General features: G+C 70.1%; 12 protein-coding genes. 8 read left to right on the top strand and 4 right to left on the bottom strand.

Features of this window, described 5'->3' with window-relative positions:
* Positions 1-5: 5 nt before the first annotated feature.
* Positions 6-1,088: an RICIN domain-containing protein gene (locus tag ACGFMK_RS21605; protein ID WP_392765815.1), complete on the bottom strand. Its 1,083-nt coding sequence runs from the start codon at positions 1,086-1,088 to the stop codon at positions 6-8.
* A gap of 16 nt (positions 1,089-1,104) precedes the next feature.
* The gene (locus ACGFMK_RS21610) at positions 1,105-3,495 is read right to left on the bottom strand and encodes an RICIN domain-containing protein (RefSeq protein ID WP_392765818.1); all 2,391 of its coding nucleotides are present in this window, start codon (positions 3,493-3,495) and stop codon (positions 1,105-1,107) included.
* Positions 3,496-3,726: 231 nt separating this feature from the next.
* On the opposite strand from ACGFMK_RS21610, the gene ACGFMK_RS21615 reads away from it, so the two are divergent.
* The 4 genes from ACGFMK_RS21615 to ACGFMK_RS21630 all read left to right on the top strand — a co-directional run bounded on the left by ACGFMK_RS21615 (position 3,727) and on the right by ACGFMK_RS21630 (position 7,515).
* Positions 3,727-4,467, top strand: coding sequence for a FadR/GntR family transcriptional regulator (locus ACGFMK_RS21615; RefSeq protein WP_392765821.1), 741 nt, complete (start codon positions 3,727-3,729; stop codon positions 4,465-4,467).
* Between the two features lie 235 nt (positions 4,468-4,702).
* The gene (locus tag ACGFMK_RS21620) at positions 4,703-4,870 is read left to right on the top strand and encodes a hypothetical protein (RefSeq protein WP_392765824.1); all 168 of its coding nucleotides are present in this window, start codon (positions 4,703-4,705) and stop codon (positions 4,868-4,870) included.
* Positions 4,871-4,977: 107 nt separating this feature from the next.
* On the top strand, positions 4,978-5,997 hold the full coding sequence (locus ACGFMK_RS21625; protein WP_392765826.1) for a LacI family DNA-binding transcriptional regulator: 1,020 nt from the start codon (positions 4,978-4,980) through the stop codon (positions 5,995-5,997).
* Positions 5,998-6,060: 63 nt separating this feature from the next.
* Positions 6,061-7,515: an arabinofuranosidase catalytic domain-containing protein gene (locus ACGFMK_RS21630; RefSeq protein ID WP_392765828.1), complete on the top strand. Its 1,455-nt coding sequence runs from the start codon at positions 6,061-6,063 to the stop codon at positions 7,513-7,515.
* A 128-nt stretch (positions 7,516-7,643) separates the two neighbouring features.
* On the opposite strand, the gene ACGFMK_RS21635 is transcribed toward ACGFMK_RS21630, so the two are convergent.
* A complete protein-coding gene (locus ACGFMK_RS21635; protein WP_392765830.1) occupies positions 7,644-9,278 on the bottom strand; it encodes a glycoside hydrolase family 27 protein in 1,635 nt (544 codons plus the stop codon).
* 32 nt (positions 9,279-9,310) lie between these two features.
* On the bottom strand, positions 9,311-10,699 hold the full coding sequence (locus ACGFMK_RS21640; RefSeq protein ID WP_392765832.1) for a glycoside hydrolase family 43 protein: 1,389 nt from the start codon (positions 10,697-10,699) through the stop codon (positions 9,311-9,313).
* A 248-nt stretch (positions 10,700-10,947) separates the two neighbouring features.
* Between ACGFMK_RS21640 and ACGFMK_RS21645 the strand changes: the two genes are divergently transcribed.
* From ACGFMK_RS21645 to ACGFMK_RS21660, 4 genes are read left to right on the top strand one after another with little or no spacing between them, the layout of a single operon-like run.
* A complete protein-coding gene (locus ACGFMK_RS21645; protein WP_392765834.1) occupies positions 10,948-12,915 on the top strand; it encodes an alpha-L-fucosidase in 1,968 nt (655 codons plus the stop codon).
* 26 nt (positions 12,916-12,941) lie between these two features.
* Complete coding sequence (locus ACGFMK_RS21650) at positions 12,942-15,323, top strand: ricin-type beta-trefoil lectin domain protein (RefSeq protein WP_392765837.1); 2,382 nt, start codon at positions 12,942-12,944, stop codon at positions 15,321-15,323.
* Positions 15,324-15,355: 32 nt separating this feature from the next.
* A complete protein-coding gene (locus ACGFMK_RS21655) occupies positions 15,356-16,822 on the top strand; it encodes an arabinofuranosidase catalytic domain-containing protein (RefSeq protein ID WP_392765840.1) in 1,467 nt (488 codons plus the stop codon).
* A gap of 26 nt (positions 16,823-16,848) precedes the next feature.
* Positions 16,849-18,267, top strand: a complete 1,419-nt coding sequence (locus ACGFMK_RS21660) for an endo-1,4-beta-xylanase (RefSeq protein ID WP_392765843.1) — start codon at positions 16,849-16,851, stop codon at positions 18,265-18,267.
* Positions 18,268-18,451 lie beyond the last annotated feature (184 nt).

Raw genomic sequence — 18,451 nt, forward strand, 5'->3', positions numbered from 1 at the left:
ATCCTTCAGCGCAGTGTCCACTGCTGGTTCGCCTGTCCGCTGCAGGTCCAGAGAATCAGCTGGGTGCCGTTGGCGGTGCCCTGCCCGTACGCGTCGAGGCAGAGACCCGACTGGACGCCGGTGATCGTGCCGTTCGCGGTGACGGTCCACTGCTGGTTGGCCTGGCCGTGGCAGTCCCAGACGATCACCGGCGTGCCGTTGGCCGTGCCCTGGCCGGACGCGTCGAGGCACCTGGTCCCGCCGACGGTCAGCTCCTGGCCCGCCCGGGTCCACGCCTGGCCGGCCTGCCCGCCGCAGTCCTGCAGCCGCACCTGGGTGCCGCTGGCCGCGCTCGCGGCGTCCACGCAGCGGCCCGACTGCGTGCCCACGATCTGCTGGGTCGTCGACGTCCCCGGGGTGCCGATGCTCCCGGACACCGACTGCAGCGCGCCGAACCAGGTGGCGGCCATCTTGTCGTACCCGGTGGCCGTGGGGTGGACGCCGTCGGTCAGGTCGCCGGTGGTCAGCGCGGAGTGCATGTCGACCAGGTGCACGTGTTTGCCGGCGTTCTGGTTGTTCGCGACGATGCCGGGGATCGCGGCGTTGAACGTGCGGGCGGCGGACTCCTGCCCGGAATTCGCGAGCGGGATGATCGTCGCGACGAAGACCTCGGCGTCCGGTGCCGTCGCGGTGATGTGGTCGATCAGCCCGGACAGCCGGGCGGGCGCGCGGCCGACGTCGTAGTTCTGCAGGACGTCGTTGGTGCCGATGTGCAGCAGGACCGTGTGCGAGCCGGTGTTCCGCAGCCAGGTGACGACGTTCGCGTCGATCTGGTCGATGCGCCAGCCCGGATGGCCCTCGTGGTCGTGGTCGCCGAGGGCGGCCGGGCCGTTGTACTGCGAGCCGGTGAAGTCGACCTGGTAGCCGCCCGCGCTCAGGCGCTGCCACAGCCCGATCCGGTACCCGCCGGGCACCTGCGTGCCCTCGGTGATGGAGTCGCCGAGCGGCATGACCCGGACCCCGCCGTTGGATTCGGCGGCGGCCGGAGTGCCCGGGAGCAACGCGCCGAGGAACAAGGCCGCGGCGGCCGCGGCGAATCGGATTCTCATGGCTCTCCTCGATCGTTCAGCCGAAGGTCCACTTCTGGTTGGCCTGCCCGGTGCAGGTCCAGAGCCGGACGGCGGTGCCGTTCGCCGTGCCGCTGCCGGTCACGTCCAGGCACAGTCCGGATTGGACCCCGGTGATGGTGCCGGCCGAGGTGACCTGCCAGCGCTGGTTGGCCCCGCCGTTGCAGGTCCAGACGACGACCTTGGTGCCCGGTGTGGTGCCCTGCCCGGACGCGTCCAGGCACCGGGTGCCGTCCCCGCCGTAGACGGTCAGTTCTCCCGCGCTCGTGCGGGTCCAGGACTGGTTGGCCCCGCCGGTGCAGTCCCAGATCTGCACCTGGGCGCCGGGGGTGGTGCTGCCGCCGTCGACGTCCAGGCACTTGCCCGCACCGGCCGCGCGCACCGGGCTCGCGGCCGAGCCGGTGCCGCCCGGGCCCGCGGCGGCGATGACCTGCTGCGCGCCCGACGGCCAGGCGGTGCCGCTCACCTGGACGTTGCCGCTCAGCACGTTGTTGTGCGGCGGCCCGGTGGCCACGTTCGTCGCGCCGCCGTTGTACCAGTTCCCGCTGAAGGTGCTGTCGTTGGTGTTGTTGGTGCCACTGGCGTTGGTGAAGGCCCAGACCCCGGAGTCCTGGATCACGTTGGCCGACAGGGAAACGTAGCGGGAGCCCTCGTCCAGGTACAGGCCGACCGTGCGGTTGTTGTCGTACACGTGGTTGTGGTCGATGGAGCTGCCCGGGTTGGCGGAGAGGTTGTAGATGCTGCCGCCGTCGTGCATGAGCTTCTTCGTGCCGTGCACCCGGTTGTAGCTGACGACGGTGTCCCGCAACGTGGTCGGCGTGGAGTACACGGGCTGGTAGTCGTACAGGCCGCGGTTGCGGTAGTCCTGGCTGCCACCCGGGTCGTTCGCACCCCAGCCCCAGCCGACGTCGATGCCGTCGTAGGTCAGGTCGGCGACGTCGTTGTGCGTGATCACGGCGTGCGTGACGTAGGTCGACAGGATGCCGGCCATTTCCCGGTAGTCCAGGGCGACCCGGCGCACCGTGTTGTCCGACAGCGTGATGTCGCGGTTGGTCATCGCCGGGTTCGACGGGTGGTGGGCGTCCGGCCGCACGCCGCCGACCACGATGCCCGCGCCCGAGTCCTCGGTGAAGGTGTTGCGGTCCACGGTGATCGACGACGCCCCGAGGCCGACCCCGGACGCGTGCGCGTTCGCGTCGTTGCCGATGCCCAGCGCCACCTGCCCGAGGTGGGTGAAGGTGTTGCCGCTGAACGTGATCCCGGTGGCCGCCGACACCTGGACGGCGGCCGGCGCCTGCGCCCAGCCGTTGCGGGCGCCCTCGAACAGCGGGCAGCCCGACTGGCACGAGCTCAGGAAGTCACCCGGCATCAACACCGCGGCCGGGAGGAACGTGCCGCTCTGCTGGTCGGCGTAGCCGACCGAGGTGCCCGGCGTGAGCCAGGTGGTGTGCTCGAAGTGCAGGCCGCTGAAGGTGAGGCCGCGTACCGGGTTGTCGTAGCTGCCGCTGATCCGCAGCAGCGACGTCAGCCGCGGCAGTTCGACGTCGTGGCCGCCGGGCACCCAGCCGCTCGGTGCCTTGTAGTAGAGCTTCCCGGCCTGCGGGTCCAGGTACCACTGGCCGGTGTTCTTGAGGAACGAGTAGGAGTTCTCGAGGAACAGCTGGCCGCCGCCGAAGGGCTTGGCGAGGGTGTCGTAGCCCCAGTTGTTGTTGTTCCACGCCGGTTGCCGCATGACGATCGACGTGCCGCTGACGTGGTCGACGGGGGAGTACCGGTCGGTGAAGGAGTTCTGGCTCTCCACCTCGATCCGGTTCTGCTGCGGCACCGTCGCGAGGTAGTTCAGCGCGGAGTTGACGATCGTCAGGCCGGACGTCGTGATCTGCACGTCGCCGCGCGAAATCGGGATCGACGCGCGTGGCGCCAACGCCCCGTCCACGAACAGCTGCCGTGAGTCGGCGCCCGGCGGCACGGACGCCGCCCAGATGTTCTGGTTCGTGTCCTGCACCGCCCAGCCGGTGACCTGCGAGCCGCCGGACAGGATCGGCGTCTGGCCGGACGCGGCCTGCCAGGAGACGGTGTGGCCGTTCGGCCCGGAGTCGGCACTGGTGAACGTCAGCGGGGCGGAGAGCCGGTAGGTGCCGCCCGCGAGCTGCACGACGACGTCGTTGCCCGCCGCCTGGGCGCGGGCCAGCTGCTGCGCCTTGGCCGGGGTGGCGACCGGTTGGCCGGGGGTGCCGGGGTTGGCGTCGTCACCGGTGGGCGCCACGGCGATGGTGACGGTCGCGGCGTGGGCGGGCGGCGCGGCGAGCGTGGTCACCACGAGGGCGGTGACGAGCGCGGCGGCCACGGACCCGTTGCGCGGCAGGGTGACGCGTGATCGACCCCTCATCGGCTACCCCGCTTCGCTGTGGCACCGGCTCGCCGGCCGGAGCAGATGTGTCCGACTCATATGGCCTCACGGGCGGGAACGCGTCAAGCAACGAGCAGGCGCCGGGTCGCTCACGTCGGGTTCGGCTGCGCGGAAGCGTGTAATTTTCATGCCAGGCTCGCGAGTGTTGACCGGAGCGAGGGGTCACGAGGTATGGTCACTGGCCGGTGCCCCTTGAGTCATACTCATCGGGTGACCAGTGACGAGGAAACCGCACCGCCGGCCCCGTACCGGCCCGGCTACGAACTGGTGGCCGAGCAGATCCTGCGTCTCATCGCCGAGCTGGAGCTGCGGCCCGGTGATCGGATGCCGACCGAGCTCGAGCTGGCGGCGCGCATGGGAACCAGCCGGACCGTCGTGCGGGAGGCGGTCAAGATCCTCTCGGCGATCGGCCGGGTCCGGGCGCACAAGGGGCGTGGGCTTTATGTCTCCGACGACGAGGGCATGCTCGGCGGTTCCCGCCTGGGCGCTTTCTTCCTGCCCGCCGACCTCGACCACGTCTACATGTTGTTCGAGTTCCGCCGCGTCCAGGAGACCGCCGCCGGCCGGCTGGCGGCGGTCAACGCCACCCCCGCGCAGCTGCGCGCCGTCGAGGCCGCCGCCGAGACCTGCCGCCAAGGTCATCTGACCGGTCAGGCCGCGCTGTTCGACCGCGGTGACGACGACTTCCACGTCGGGATCGCCACCGCGTCGCACAACCAGTTTCTCGTCGCGGCCGTGCGCGAGGCCCGCCGCCTGCAACGCCAGTCGAACATCATCGGCATGTCCGGCACCGTCGGCGGGCACGCGCCGGGTGCGATCGACGAGCACGCCGAGATCTTCCGGGCGATCCGGGACGGAGACCCGGACGCGGCCGCCCAGGCGGTCGCCGTCCACCTCGACAACACCCTGGAGGACTACCGCCGCGAGATCCAGCGCCGCCTCTTCGGCTGACGAAGTCACCATGGATTCCCCTGGCCCGGCCCGGGTGAACCCACGGTGCCTTCGTTCCTTTGTGGACACTTGTGGTCCGGCGGTGAAGGGGATCCGTTGCCGGTGGGTAATTTTCACCGTGCATTGCCTTTGCCGCCGTCGCCTCCTATCTTGGCAGTTGTCCGTTCGGCCGGTAACCGGCCGGTCTCGCAGCGCGCACCCCGCGCGCTCCATGCACTCCTGATGAGGAGTACCCGTGACGACGCTGTCTCGTACTCTGCGCGCGGTCATCCTGCTCGCCGTGGTGCTGCTGGGCCCGCGCCCGCGGCGGCTTTCCCGGTCCTGGTGGTCTCCACGGGCAGCAGAGCGACTTCGCGGCCGGTGCCACGCCGCGGCCGTGGCCGGCCACCGCTCGGCAGGCTGACCCCGGCGCCGACCGGAGATTCCGGGTCCAACGCGCCTGGACCGCCCGTTACCCGGCGGTATCCTCAGTGAGCCCTGCAGAGACAAAGACGTCTTGGGAGAGCGAACGTGTCGTCCGTCGAGTTGCCCCAGCTCCGTCCGACCCTGGCCGACGTCGCGCGGGCGGCCGGGGTGTCCACCGCCACCGCGTCCCGCGTGCTCAACGGCTTCCCGCGGGTCCGGCCGAAAACGCGCATGCAGGTGGAGTCCGCGATGTCGGCCCTGGGCTACGCCCGGCAGAGAGCGGCGCGGGCGACGGCGGGGCGCACCGGCTCGGTCGCGCTGGTCGTGTGCGAGGAGGTGATGCGGCTGTTCGCCGATCCCTACTTCGCCCGCATTTCCGCCGGCGCCGGGAAGGAGCTGACCGGGGCGGGCCTGCAGCTCGTCCTGCTCACCGTGCCCGCGACGGAGAACTACCAGGCCCCGCTGGTCCGGTACCTCGACGGCGGCCACGTCGACGGCGCTCTCGTCGTCGGCATGCACGGCCGTCGCCCGCTCGACCTGGACTGGCTCGGCATCCCGGTGGTGTTCGGCGGGCGCCCGGTCCGCGAAGGGGGCTGCTCGTCCTACGTCGACGTGGACAACCGGGGTGGTGCGCAGCGGGCCACCCAGCGCCTCATCGACGCGGGCCGGCGCGCCGTGGCGACCATCGCCGGACCCCAGGACATGACCGCCGGCGTGGACCGGCTGCTCGGCTACCGGCAGGCGGTGGCGGGCGCCGGCCGCGGGGACCGCGGCCTGGTGGTGTTCGGCGACTTCGGCCAGGCCTCCGGCGAGCACGCCACCACCCGCCTGCTGGACCGCCGGCCGAACGTCGACGCCATCTTCGCCGCCTCCGACATGATGGCGGTCGGCGCGATGCGCGCTCTGCACCGCGCGGGGCGGCGGGTACCCGGTGACGTGGCCGTCATCGGGTTCGACGACCTGCCGATCGGCCGCCGGACCGACCCACCGCTCACCACCGTGCGCCAGCCGATCGAAGAGATGGGCGCCCGGATGACGGGCGAGCTGCTCGCGATGCTCGGCGGTTCGGCCACGCCCCGCTGTGCCGTGCTGGACACCGAGCTCGTCCTGCGCGCGACGGCTTGACCTTGATTGTGTTAGCGCTAACAGCCCGTTGTGGAGCGATCCGCGGCGCTCGAAGGAGGATTCGTGACCACTCGAGTCAAGCCGGTGCGCGCCGTCCTGGTGCTGGCCGCGATGCTGGCGGCCGCGCTGACCGGCGCGCCACCGGCGTCGGCGGCGTCGACGTCCCTCACGAGCGCGGCGTCGGGCCGGTGCCTGAACGTGACGGGCGGCGCCGGCGCGCCGGGAACGGCGCTGGAGATCCGGGACTGCTCCGGCCAGGCGAGCCAGAGCTTCGAGTTCGGCTCCGCCGGGGAACTCCGGGCGCTGAGCGGGACGCGGTGCGTGGACGCCTACGGCAACCGGACGGCCCCCGGCACGGCGGTGATCATCTGGTCCTGCACCGGCGGGGCGAACCAGCAGTGGCGACAGAACTCCGACGGGTCGATCACCGGGGTGCAGTCGGGGCTGTGCCTCGACGTGAATGGCGCCGGGACGGCCAACGGCACCGCGGTCATCCTGTGGACGTGTCACGGCCAGAGCAACCAGCGGTGGAGCACTGGTGCCCAGCCGTCCGGCACGGGCCCGTGCGACATCTACGCCTCGGGCGGCACGCCGTGCATTGCCGCGCACAGCACGGTCCGCGCGCTCTACGGCTCCTACAACGGAAACCTGTACCAGGTCCGGCGCGCGTCCGACAACACGAGCCGGAACGTCGGCGTCGTGGCGGCGGGCGGTACCGCCGACGCCGGCGTCCAGGATTCCTTCTGCTCCGGCACTTCCTGCGTCATCACGGTGGTCTACGACCAGTCCGGGCGCGGGAACGACCTGTGGTACCAGGGATCGAGCGTCGTTCCGGGCTCCAGCCAGAGCAGCCCGGCGAAGGCGGCCACGGAGTCCCTCACGGTCGGCAGCCGGAAGGCGTATTCCCTGTACCTCAACCCTGGCAACAGCTATTGGCGGGACGGTCACTCGACCGGCGTGCCCACCGGCAGTGCGCCCGAAGGCATGTACCTGGTGACCAGCGGGACGCACGTCAACAGCGGCTGCTGCTTCGACTACGGCAACAGCGAGACGACCCGGAAGGCCGACGCGGCCGGCGCGATGGACGCGCTCAACTTCGGCAAGCAGTGCTGGTTCGGCGGGTGCTCCGGCGCCGGCCCGTGGGTGCAGGCCGACCTCGAATGGGGGCTGTACCCCGGCGGCAGCCAGACGTGGAACCCGAACCAGCGGGCGTTCACCGGCAAGTTCGTCACGGCGGTCCTGAAGAACAACGGCACGTCCCGGTTCGCCATCAAGGGCAGCGACGCCCAGTCCGGCAGCTTGACGACGCTGTGGGACGGCGGGCTCCCGAGCGGGTACAGCCCGATGAAGAAGCAGGGGGCGATCGTCCTGGGCAGCGGCGGCGACTGCTGCAAGCCCGGCGGCGGCGCCAACCTGAGCGCCGGGACGTTCTACGAAGGGGCGATGGTCGCGGGTTATCCGTCCGACGCGACGGAGAACGCGGTGCAGGCCAACATCGTGGCGGCCGGCTACCGCTGAGGCCGCATTCCCGGGGAGAGCCGAACGCCCGAGCCGCGACGGCTCGGGCGTTCGGTCTTGCCGGCGGGTGGCCAGAATTTCCATCGTCGAACGCGGAGGGCTCGGGCGTTCGGCTGCTTGCCGGTAGCTCAGACGCGGCTCCACCGCTGGTTCGGCTGTCCGTTGCAGCTCCACAGGATCGCGTGGGTCCCGTTGGCCGTACCCGCGCCCTCGGCGTCCAGGCACAGTCCGGAGTGGACGTTGCGGACCGAGCCGTCCTGGCCGAGCGTCCACTTCTGGTTGTCCTGCCCGGTGCACGGCCAGCTGATCACCCGGGTGCCGTTGGTGGTGCCCTGGTGGTCGGCGTCCAGGCACTTGTCGCCGAACACGCGGATCTCGCCGTTGTCCCACGTGGTCCAGAGCTGGTTCGCCGCGGTCTGGCAGTCCCAGAGCAGCGTGCCCGCGCCGGCGGCCGTCGAGGCGTTGTCGACGTCGAGGCAGCGCCCGGATCCCGTGCCGCGCAGCCGGGACGTCGTGGCGGCCAGCGGGGAACCGCCCGACACGCGGTACGCCGCGACGCCGTGGGCCGGCACGCTCGCGCTGATCGCCCCGCCGGTTGTCGACGTCGCGCCGGTCCACACGTCGGTCAGCGTGAACGCCGTGCCGGACAGCCCGATCTGCGCCGCGGTCGTGCTCACGGTGGCCGCCGAACTCCCGCGGTTGAGCAGCCCGACCGCGACCGATCCGTCGGCCAGTGGCTTGGCGAACACCTCGAGGTTGCCGTCGTCGCGCACCCGGCGGCCGCCGGCACCGAGCCGGTCCTGGTCGATCGCCAGCAGGCGCGGGTTCCGCAGCACCGCGCCGATGTCGGCCGGCATCGTGCGGATGTCGTTGCCCGCCATCAACGGCGCGGCCATGAGGGCCCACAGGGCGAAGTGGGCGCGGGACTCGGTCAGCGACAGCCCGGGCCGGCCGACCACGAGCATGTCCGGGTCGTTCCAGTGCCCCGGGCCGGCCTGCGCGGCCAGCGGCGCGGTGACGTCGAGGACGTTGCCCACGCCCATCGGGTAGCTGTTGGTGTTGCCGTTCTGCCAGATGTCCAGCAGGTCTTCGGTGGTGCGCCAGAGGTCCGCGACCTGGCCCCAGTCGTACTTGTCGCCGGTGATGGCGTGGTAGCTGTTGGGGTTGATGCTGTAGACGATCGGGCGCCCGGTCGCGCGCACCGCGTCGCGCATCACCGTGAACCGGGCGACCTGCTCGTCGCGCGTGCCGTCGGGGGAGCACCAGTCGTACTTGAGGTAGTCCACGCCCCAGGACGCGAACGTGGCCGCGTCCTGGACCTCGTGCCCCGCGCTGCCGGTGGAGCCGGGGTAGGTGCCGGTGCGCTGGGCGCAGGTGCGGTCGGTCGGCACCTGGTAGATGCCGAACTTCAGGCCGCGGCCGTGGATGTAGTCGCCCAGCGCCTTCATCCCGCTCGGGAACTTCGACGAGTTCGCGCGCAAAGCGCCCTGGGCGTCGCGTTGCGGGTCGAACCAGCAGTCGTCCACGACGACGTACTGGTAGCCCGCGTCCTTCATCCCGGACGACACCATCGCGTCCGCCGCCTGGCGGATCGCGGTCTCGGTGACGCCGCAGCCGAAGCTGTTCCAGCTGTTCCAGCCCAGCGGCGGGGTGAGCGCGGGACTGCCGGGCGCGGCCACGGCGGCCGGTGCGGCCGGTGTCACGGTGGCCAAGGCCAGTGCGGTGAGCAGGTACAGGACACGGTGGCGCGGTCGAGCGGGCATCGTCGCCCCTTTCCGGGTGTGGAGGCGCGTGGTCAGGCGGCGAACTGCCACCAGCCGACGTTGAACAGGTAGCCGCTGCCCCCGGTGAACCGGAGGTACAGGTCGTGCGTTCCGGTCGCCCCGGTCACCGGGCAGGACACGCTCGTCCAGGTCTGCCAGCCGCCGGTCCCCGGCACGGTGCAGGTTCCCACCAGCGTGCCCCCGGTGCCGTCCAGCCGGACTTCGATCCGGCCGCCGGCGGCCGCGGAGGCCACTCTCGCGGTGAAGGACCGGGCGCCGGAACCGAAAGCGGCGCCCTTGACCTTGATCCAGTCACCGTTCTCGAGGTAGCCGACGTTCATCCCACCCTCGGTGGACGGCTCGGTCTCGACGCCGGACTCCCCGGCGATCGTCTCCGCTTCCTGTCGCGTGAACGGGTTCAGCGTGCCCACCTGCGGTGCGCCCGCCGTGGTCATGCTGATGGTCGGGATCGTCCCGTCGGCGTTGTAGGTGAACTTCTCCACGGCGACCGAGCGCGTGTAGCCACCGCCGCCCGGCAAGGCGCCGTTGTGGTAGAAGAAGTAGGAGTTGCCGTTGAAGTCGATCACGCCCGGGTGGTTGGTGAAGCTGGTGCCCTGGGTGGGCATGACCGTGCCGCGGTAGGTCCACGGCCCGGTGGGGCCGGGAGCGGTCGAGTAGGCGATGAACTCCGAGCAGCACTTCGCCGCGAACACGTTGTAGTACAAGCCGTTGCGCTTGTAGACCCACGGTCCTTCCTCGAACAGGGTCGGCCGGTTCGCGTCCCCCGTGCGCGTGCCGAACCCGGCGGTGGTGAGGGGGATCTGGGCCGGTCCGCTCGAGTAGGAGATCATGTCGGCGTTGAGCTTCACGTACCACAGGTGCGGGTTGCCCCAGTACAGGTAGGCCTGCCCGTCGTCGTCGACGAACACCGTGGGGTCGATCTCGCCGTTGCCGACGAGCGGGTGCCCGAGTGCGTCGTGGAACGGCCCGGTGGGGCTGTCCGACACGGCCACGCCGATGGCCATCGAGCCGGTCGCCCGGACCGTCATGGGGACGTACCAGTAGAACCTGCCGTTGCGGTAGACGGTCTGGCCCGCCCAGGCGTTGGCGCTCGCCCAGGTGAAACTGGCGAGGTTCAGGGGGGAGCCGTGGTCGGTCCAGTTCACCATGTCCGCCGACGACCACACCCGCCACTCCTTCATGGTGAAGTACGTCGAGCCGTCTTCGTCGTGGCCGGTGTAGAGGTAGACGCGGCCGTTGTACACCAGCGGCGCCGGGTCGGCGGTGTAGATCGTCTGGATGATCGGGTTGTCCGCTCGTGCCACCGCGGGGAAGATTCCCAGCAGGCACAGCAGTCCGGCGATCAGGGTGAGTCCGCGCCGGGAGGTGGACGTCGCCGAAGGTGAGGACGCGACTTTCACGGGTGCTCCTTGGGTTGTGGTCACCGTTGCTCGCGCTCCTGAGCCAGGCGAGAAGCAGTGTGGCACGGCGATGTTCACGCTCACAAGCAATCGCCGCGGCGCCTGAAAGTTTCACTTGGCCCGTACGGTCCACGCTGGGGTTTCACCGCGTGTCCCGATTGGTTTCGCCGCTGGGGTTGACCCTCGGCTTCACCTGCGCCTAAACAGTGTTAACGCTAACGCTCAGGATCCGAGGAGGCATTCCCGCCATGCCCGAGTTCAGCCGCCGCACGATGCTGGGCCTGATCACCGTGAGCGGCGCGGCGACAGCCGGCCTCCTGCGCGGCGGGGCCGCGTGGGCCACCGCCGGGCCGGGCAGCTACACGCCGTCCTGGTCGTCGGTCGACCAGCACCCGCCCGCGGCGGAATGGTTCCAGGACGCCAAGTTCGGCATCTACTTCCACTGGGGCGTCTTCAGCGTCCCCGCGTTCGGCAACGAGTGGTACCCGCGGAACATGTACGTCGGGGGTTCGGCGGAGAACAACCACCACCAGGCCGTGTACGGCGATCCTTCGGCGTGGCCATACCACAACTTCGTCAACGGGGCCCGCGACAAGGCCGGCAACTGGGTGCAGTTCGCGCCGAAGCTCAAGTCCGCGGGCGGGAACTTCGACCCCGCCGAATGGGCGCAGCTCTTCGCCGACTCCGGCGCCAAGTTCGCCGGACCCGTCGCCGAGCACCACGACGGCTTCTCGATGTGGAACAGCGCCGTCAACGAGTGGAACTCGGTCGCCAAGGGGCCGCGGCTGGACCTGGTCCGGCTGCACGCCGACGCGATCCGCGCCCGGGGCCTGAAGTTCATGGTTTCGCTGCACCACGCCTACCACTTCACCGGCTACTACGACCACGTGCCCGCTCAGTCGGACGCCGGCCTGCGCAAGCTCTACGGCCAGCTGGGCGCGTCCGCGGAGAACCAGCTCTGGTACGACAAGCTGGCCGAAGTCGTCGACGGCTACCAGCCGGATCTGGTCTGGCAGGACTTCAACCTGTCCCGGGTCGACGAGTCCCGGAGACTCGACTTCCTTTCGTACTACTACAACAAAGCCGTCGCGGGGAACAAGGACGTCGTCGCGACCTACAAGGACGGCTTCGACAACCGCGGCGAAGTCTTCGACTTCGAGCGCGGCGGACCGGCGGACATCCAGAGCCCGTACTGGCTGACCGACGACAGCATCTCCAGCTCGAGCTGGTGCTACACCACGGGAATCGGCTACTACTCGATGAAGGCGATGCTGCACTCGCTGATCGACCGCGTCAGCAAGAACGGCACCATGCTGCTGAACATCGCGCCGATGGCCGACGGCACCATCCCCTCGGGACAGCGGACGATCCTGCTCGGTATCGGCGACTACCTCGCCCGCTTCGGCGAATCCCTCTACGCGACCCGCGCGTGGTCGGCGTTCGGCGAAGGCCCGACGCAGATGGGTGGCGGCTCCTTCACGACGCCGCGCGAGGGCACCAACCGCGACATCCGGTTCACCCGCAGCAAGGACAACACCGTCCTCTACGCCACGGTCCTGGGCTGGCCGGGCGGCACGCTGGACATCTCGACGCTCGGTTCGGGCCGGATCGACCTCGGGTCGCTGCGGACCGTGCAGCTGCTCGGTACCACCGCGGGGTCCTACACCGACCTGCCCGACCGCACCCAGGACGGCTCCGGGCTGCACATCCGGCTGCCGTCGGTGCCGTTCAGCGCCCCGGCGTACGTGGTGAAGCTGACCTTCGCCGGCCAGATCCCGGCCCCGGGGTCCGGTCCGCTCCCCACGAGCTGGGCCCGGATCGCGAACGTCACGACCGGTCTCGTGCTCGACAGCGGCGGGAACGTCGCGGCCGGATCGGTGCTCAAGCAGTGGTCCTACGACGGTTCGGCCAACCTGCACTGGCAGCTGGTCGACCTGGGCACCGGCTACCACCGGATCGTCAACCGCACCAACGGCATGGTCGCCGACAGCGGCGGCCGGACCGGCAACGGCGTCAACGCCGTGCAGGCGGCCTGGACCGGGAGCGACAACCAGCAGTGGCGGCTGACCGGGCTCGGGAACGGGCGCTACCAGATCGTCAACCGGGGCACCGGCACCGCGCTCGACGGCGCCGGCAGCACCACGGCCGGCTCCCCGGTGGTCCTGTGGACCCCGAACGGCAGCACCAACAACCAGTGGACCGTCACGGCCGTCTGAACCCTGCGTCGGAAGCGAGAACAGCCATGCCAACCCTGTTCCGGAGGGTGCGAGCCTCGATGGTCGCCGTCGTCGTCCTGGCCGGCGGTGTGGTGGCCGGGGCCGCGCCGGCCGAGGCCGCCACCTCGATCACGATCAACGGCGGTTCGGCCGGCCGCACGTTCGACGGCGTCGGCGCGGTCAGCGGCGGGGGCGGGAACAGCCGCCTGCTGATCGACTACCCCGAACCCCAGCGCGGCCAGATCCTCGACTACCTCTTCAAGCCGGGTTACGGCGCCGCCCTGCAGATCCTCAAGGTGGAGATGGGTGGGGACACCAACTCCACCAGCGGCGCGGAGCCCAGCCACGCCCACTTCCGCGGTGATCTCGACTGCAACCGCGGGTACGAGTGGTGGCTCATGGAGCAGGCCAAGGCGCGCAACCCCGGGATCAGGCTCGTCGGCCTGCCCTGGGGCGCGCCGGGCTGGATCGGCAACGGCACCTTCTTTTCCGACGACCTGACCGGCTACTACCTTTCCTGGCTCGGGTGCGCCAAGCAGCACGGCTTGACGATCGACTACCTCACGACCGTCCAGAACGAGAAGCAGTGGAGCGCCGACTGGACCGTCACCATCCGCAACGCGCTCAACGCCAACGGGTACAGCGCCGTCAAGCTCATCTCCGGCGACTCGTGGCCGGGGGACTGGGGACCCGCGAGCGCGATCTCGACGAACTCGGCCTACCGCAACGCCACCGATGTGCTCAGCGCCCACTACACCTGCGGCTACCTCAGCGCGCAGACGTCGTGCTCTGTCCCGTCCAGCGTCACCAACACGGGCAAGACACTGTGGTCCAGCGAGAACGGTTCCCAGGACTACAACGACGGCGCCAAGCCGCTGGCCCGCGGCATCAACCGCGTCTACCTCGACGGCAAGATGACCGCCTACCTCAACTGGGACCTCATCGCCGCGACCACGACGAACATCCCCTGGCCGACCGTGGGGCTCGTGCTGGCCAACCAGCCGTGGTCGGGCTACTACTCGGTCGGCAAGGACGCCTGGGCCCTGGCGCACACCACGCAATTCACCGCGCCCGGCTGGAAGTACCTCGACGCCTCCAGCGGCTACCTCGGCGGAAACCGGGCCAACGGCAGCTACGTCTCGCTGAAGTCCCCGGCCACCTCCGACTACAGCACGATCGTCGAGACCATGGACGCCACCTCGGCCCAGACGCTGAACCTGAACGTCACCGGCGGGCTGTCGACCGGCCAGGTGCACGTGTGGGCGACGAACCTCAACTCGACCAATTCCGCGGACTTCTTCCGGCACACGGCCGACATCACCCCGTCCGGGGGAGCGTTCTCCCTCACCGCCCAGCCCGGCTACCTGTACACGATCACGACCACCACCGGACAGGGCAAGGGCACTGCGGCCGGCCCGTCGCAGGGTTCGCTGAACCTGCCCTACAGCGACGACTTCGACGGGTACGCGACCGGCAAGGAAGCCAAGTACCTGATGGACATGGAGGGCGCCTTCGAGACGTCCTCCTGCGGCGCCGGGCGTTCGGGTACCTGCGTGCGCCAGGCCGCACCGCAGAAGGCGATCCCCTGGAAGAAGACGACCGATCCGTACGCGTTGCTCGGCAACGTGGCCTGGAGCACCTACACGGTCAACGCGGACGTGCTTTTGGAGAAGGCCGGGTACGTCCAGCTGCTCGGCCGGGTCGGCTCGCAGGACACCGGCAACCAGGGCGCGGTGAACGCCTACTACCTGCGGGTCGGCGACACCGGCGCGTGGTCGATCCAGCGCAACAACACCAGCCAGCAGGTCACGACCCTGCGCAGCGGCACGACGGCCGCACTGGGTACCAACCGCTGGCACCAGCTGTCGCTGGGCTTCTCCGGCAGCACCATCACCGCGAGTGTCGACGGCACGGTGCTCGGGACGGTCACCGACTCGACGTTCCCGGCCGGCCAGGTCGGCATCGGTACCGGCCAGGGGGAGACCGCGCAGTTCGACAACCTCGCCGTGACGGGCTCGGGCGGCGGTTCGACGTCCGTGCTGCGCAACACCGGCTCGAGCCGGTGCCTCGACGTCCCGAACGTGTCCCAGACCAACGGCACCCAGGTCGCGCTGTGGGACTGCAACGGCGGTGGCAACCAGCAGTGGACGCTCACCTCCGGGAAGCAGCTGCAGGTGTACGGCACCAAGTGCCTCGACGCCGAAGGCGCGAGCACGGCAGCGGGCACCCGCGCGATCATCTGGGACTGCACGGGCGGCACCAACCAGCAGTGGAACGCCGGCACCGACGGCACGATCACCGGCGTCCCATCAGGACTGTGCCTCGGCCCGAGCGGCACCGGGAACAGCGCACCGGTGACCCTGCAGGCCTGTACGGGCAGCGATGCCCAGAAGTGGACCCGAAACTGACCACCTCCCCGACCGGACAAAGGAGTTCGCTCATGACCCCACGATGGAAAAGGTCGCTGCAGTACGGGGGAACGGCAGTAACGCTCGCCGCGGGCGTGCTGGCCGGCCCGGCCGCACCGGCGCAGGCCGCGACGCAAGGGCCGTGTGACCTCTACGCCGCCGGCGGCACGCCCTGCGTCGCCGCGCATTCCACCACCCGGGCGCTGTACGGCGCGTACAACGGCGCTCTGTACCAGGTCCGGCGGTCCTCCGACAACGCGACGCGGGACGTCGGCGTCCTGGGCGCCGGCGGTGTCGCGAACGCCGCGACCCAGGATTCGTTCTGCGCGGGCACGACGTGCCTGATCACCGTCGTCTACGACCAGTCCGGCCGCGGCAACCACCTCACGCAGGCTCCGCCGGGCGGCTTCTCGGGACCGGCCGCCGGCGGGTACGACAACCTCGCCAACGCGACGGCCGCCCCGATCACCGTCGGCGGGCAGAAGGCCTACGGCGTGTTCGTGGCGCCCGGCACCGGGTACCGCAACAACAACGCCACCGGCACCGCGACCGGCGACCAGCCGGAAGGCATGTACGCGATCTTCGACGGCACGCACTACAACGGCGGCTGCTGCTTCGACTACGGCAACGCCGAGCGCAACAGCCGCGACAACGGCAACGGCACGATGGAGGCCATCTACTTCGGCAACATCAAGGTCTGGGGCTACGGCGCCGGACCAGGCCCCTGGGTCATGTCCGACCTCGAGAACGGTCTCTACTCCGGCGTCAACGCCGGTTACAACGCCAACGACCCCACCGTCAACCACCGCTACCTGACCGCGATCCTCAAGGGCGCGTCCAACCACTGGGCCATCCGCGGTGGCAACGCGCAGTCCGGCGGCCTGTCGACGTTCTACGACGGTGCCCGCCCGAACGTCTCCGGGTACAACCCGATGCGCAAGGAAGGCGCGATCATCCTCGGTACCGGGGGCGACAACAGCATCGGCTCCGCAGGCACCTTCTACGAGGGCGTGATGACGTCCGGCTACCCGTCGGACGCCACCGAGAACGCCGTGCAGGCCAACATCACCGCGGCCGGGTACGGCACCGGCGGCAGCGGTACCGGCACCGGGCCGCTGCACGCGGTCGGCGCCGGCAAGTGCCTCGACGTCCCGGGCTCCACCACGACCCCCGGCACCCAGCTGCAGATCTACAGCTGCAGCGGCCAGGCGAACCAGACGTGGACCCGCACCTCGTCGAGCCAGCTGACGGCCACCGTCGGCGGGCAGACGCTCTGCCTGGACGCCTCGGGCAACGGGACCAGCGCCGGCACGAAGGTGGTGACCTGGTCCTGCAACGGCGGGGCCAACCAGCAGTGGACCGTCAACGCCAACGGCACGGTCACCGGTGCGCAGTCCGGGCTGTGCCTGGACGTCACGAGCGCGTCCACGGCCAACGGCGCGCTGGTCGAGCTGTGGACCTGCAACGGGGGCAGCAACCAGCAGTGGACGTTGGGTTAGGACCTTCGACGGAAGACGAGGTTGAGATGACCATCAGCTCATCCCGGTGGCGGACCGCGCTGGCCACCGCAGCGACCGCCGGTCTCACGGCGAGTGCCCTGGTGCTGGTCCCCGGCGTCGCGGGAGCGGCGAGCACGCTCGGCGCCGCGGCGGCGCAGCGCGGAAGGTACTTCGGCGCCGCGATCTCCACGAGTCACCTCGGCGAATCGGCCTACGTGAACACGTGGACGGCGGAGCACAACGGCGTCACCCCGGAAAACGAGATGAAGTGGGCCACGGTCGAGCCGAACCGCAACCAGTTCAACTTCGGGCCGGGGGAGCAGATCGTCAGCCAGGGCCGCGGCAAAGGCATGAAGATCCGCGGGCACACGCTGGTGTGGCACGGGCAGCTGGCCGGGTGGGTGAGCGGGCTGGACGCGAGCAACCTGCGCTCGGCGATGCTGAACCACATCAGCCAGGTCGCCGGTCACTGGAAGGGCCAGCTCTACGCGTGGGACGTCGTCAACGAGGCGTTCGAGGAGAACGGCACCCGCCGGCAGTCGGTGTTCCAGCAGAAGCTCGGTGACGGCTACATCGAGGACGCCTTCCGCGCGGCTCGCACGGCCGACCCGAACGCCAAGCTCTGCTACAACGACTACAACACCGACGGCGTCAACGCGAAGAGCACCGGGATCTACAACATGGTCCGCGACTTCAAGAGCCGGGGCGTGCCGATCGACTGCGTGGGCTTCCAGAGCCACCTCGGTTCCACCTCGAACCTCGGCAGCTACCAGGCGAACCTGCAGCGCTTCGCCGATCTCGGCGTCGACGTGCAGATCACCGAGCTGGACGTGGGCGGCTCGGGTTCCGGGCAGGCGAACGTGTACCGGCAGGTCACCCAGGCGTGCCTGGCGGTTTCCCGCTGCACCGGCATCACCGTCTGGGGTGTCACGGACAAGTATTCGTGGCGTTCGGGCGACACGCCGCTGCTGTTCGACGGCAACTACGGCAAGAAGCAGGCCTACACCGCCGTTCTCGACGTCCTCAACAGCGGCGGAAACGGTGGTGACCGGGCCTTGCGTGCCGTGGCCGCGAACAGGTGCCTGGACGTGCCCAGCTCATCGGTCACCGCCGGTACGCCGCTGGAGATCTGGGACTGCCACAGCGGGACGAACCAGCAGTGGACCCGCACGAGCTCCGGGGCGCTGACCGTCTACTCCGGAGACTCGCAGCGGTGCCTGGACACCGCGGGCGGCGGGACCGCCGCGGGCACCGCGGCGGTGATCGCGAGCTGCACCGGCGGCAACGGCCAGAAGTGGACGTCGAACGCCAACGGCACCATCACGAACGCCCAGTCGGGCCTGTGCTTGGACGTCACCGGCGCCGCGACCGCCAACGGAACCGCCGTGATCGTGTGGACCTGCAACGGCGGGGCCAATCAGCAGTGGACCGGGCCGGCCACCTGATCGGCGCCGTGGGTGACTCGTTCGCGAACCTGCGCTTCGCGAACGAGTCACCCCCGACCCCCTCGGCCGGACCTCAGGAGGCGCTGCAGCTGACGCTGGGCCAGTTCCAGTTTCCGTTGTGCTGGATGGTGACTCCCCAGTTGTTGCCGTTTCCGTTGGGTGTTGCCACGAGGACCTGGCTGCT

It is taken from the genome of Amycolatopsis sp. NPDC049252 (assembly GCF_043197175.1).
Lineage (GTDB): Bacteria > Actinomycetota > Actinomycetes > Mycobacteriales > Pseudonocardiaceae > Amycolatopsis.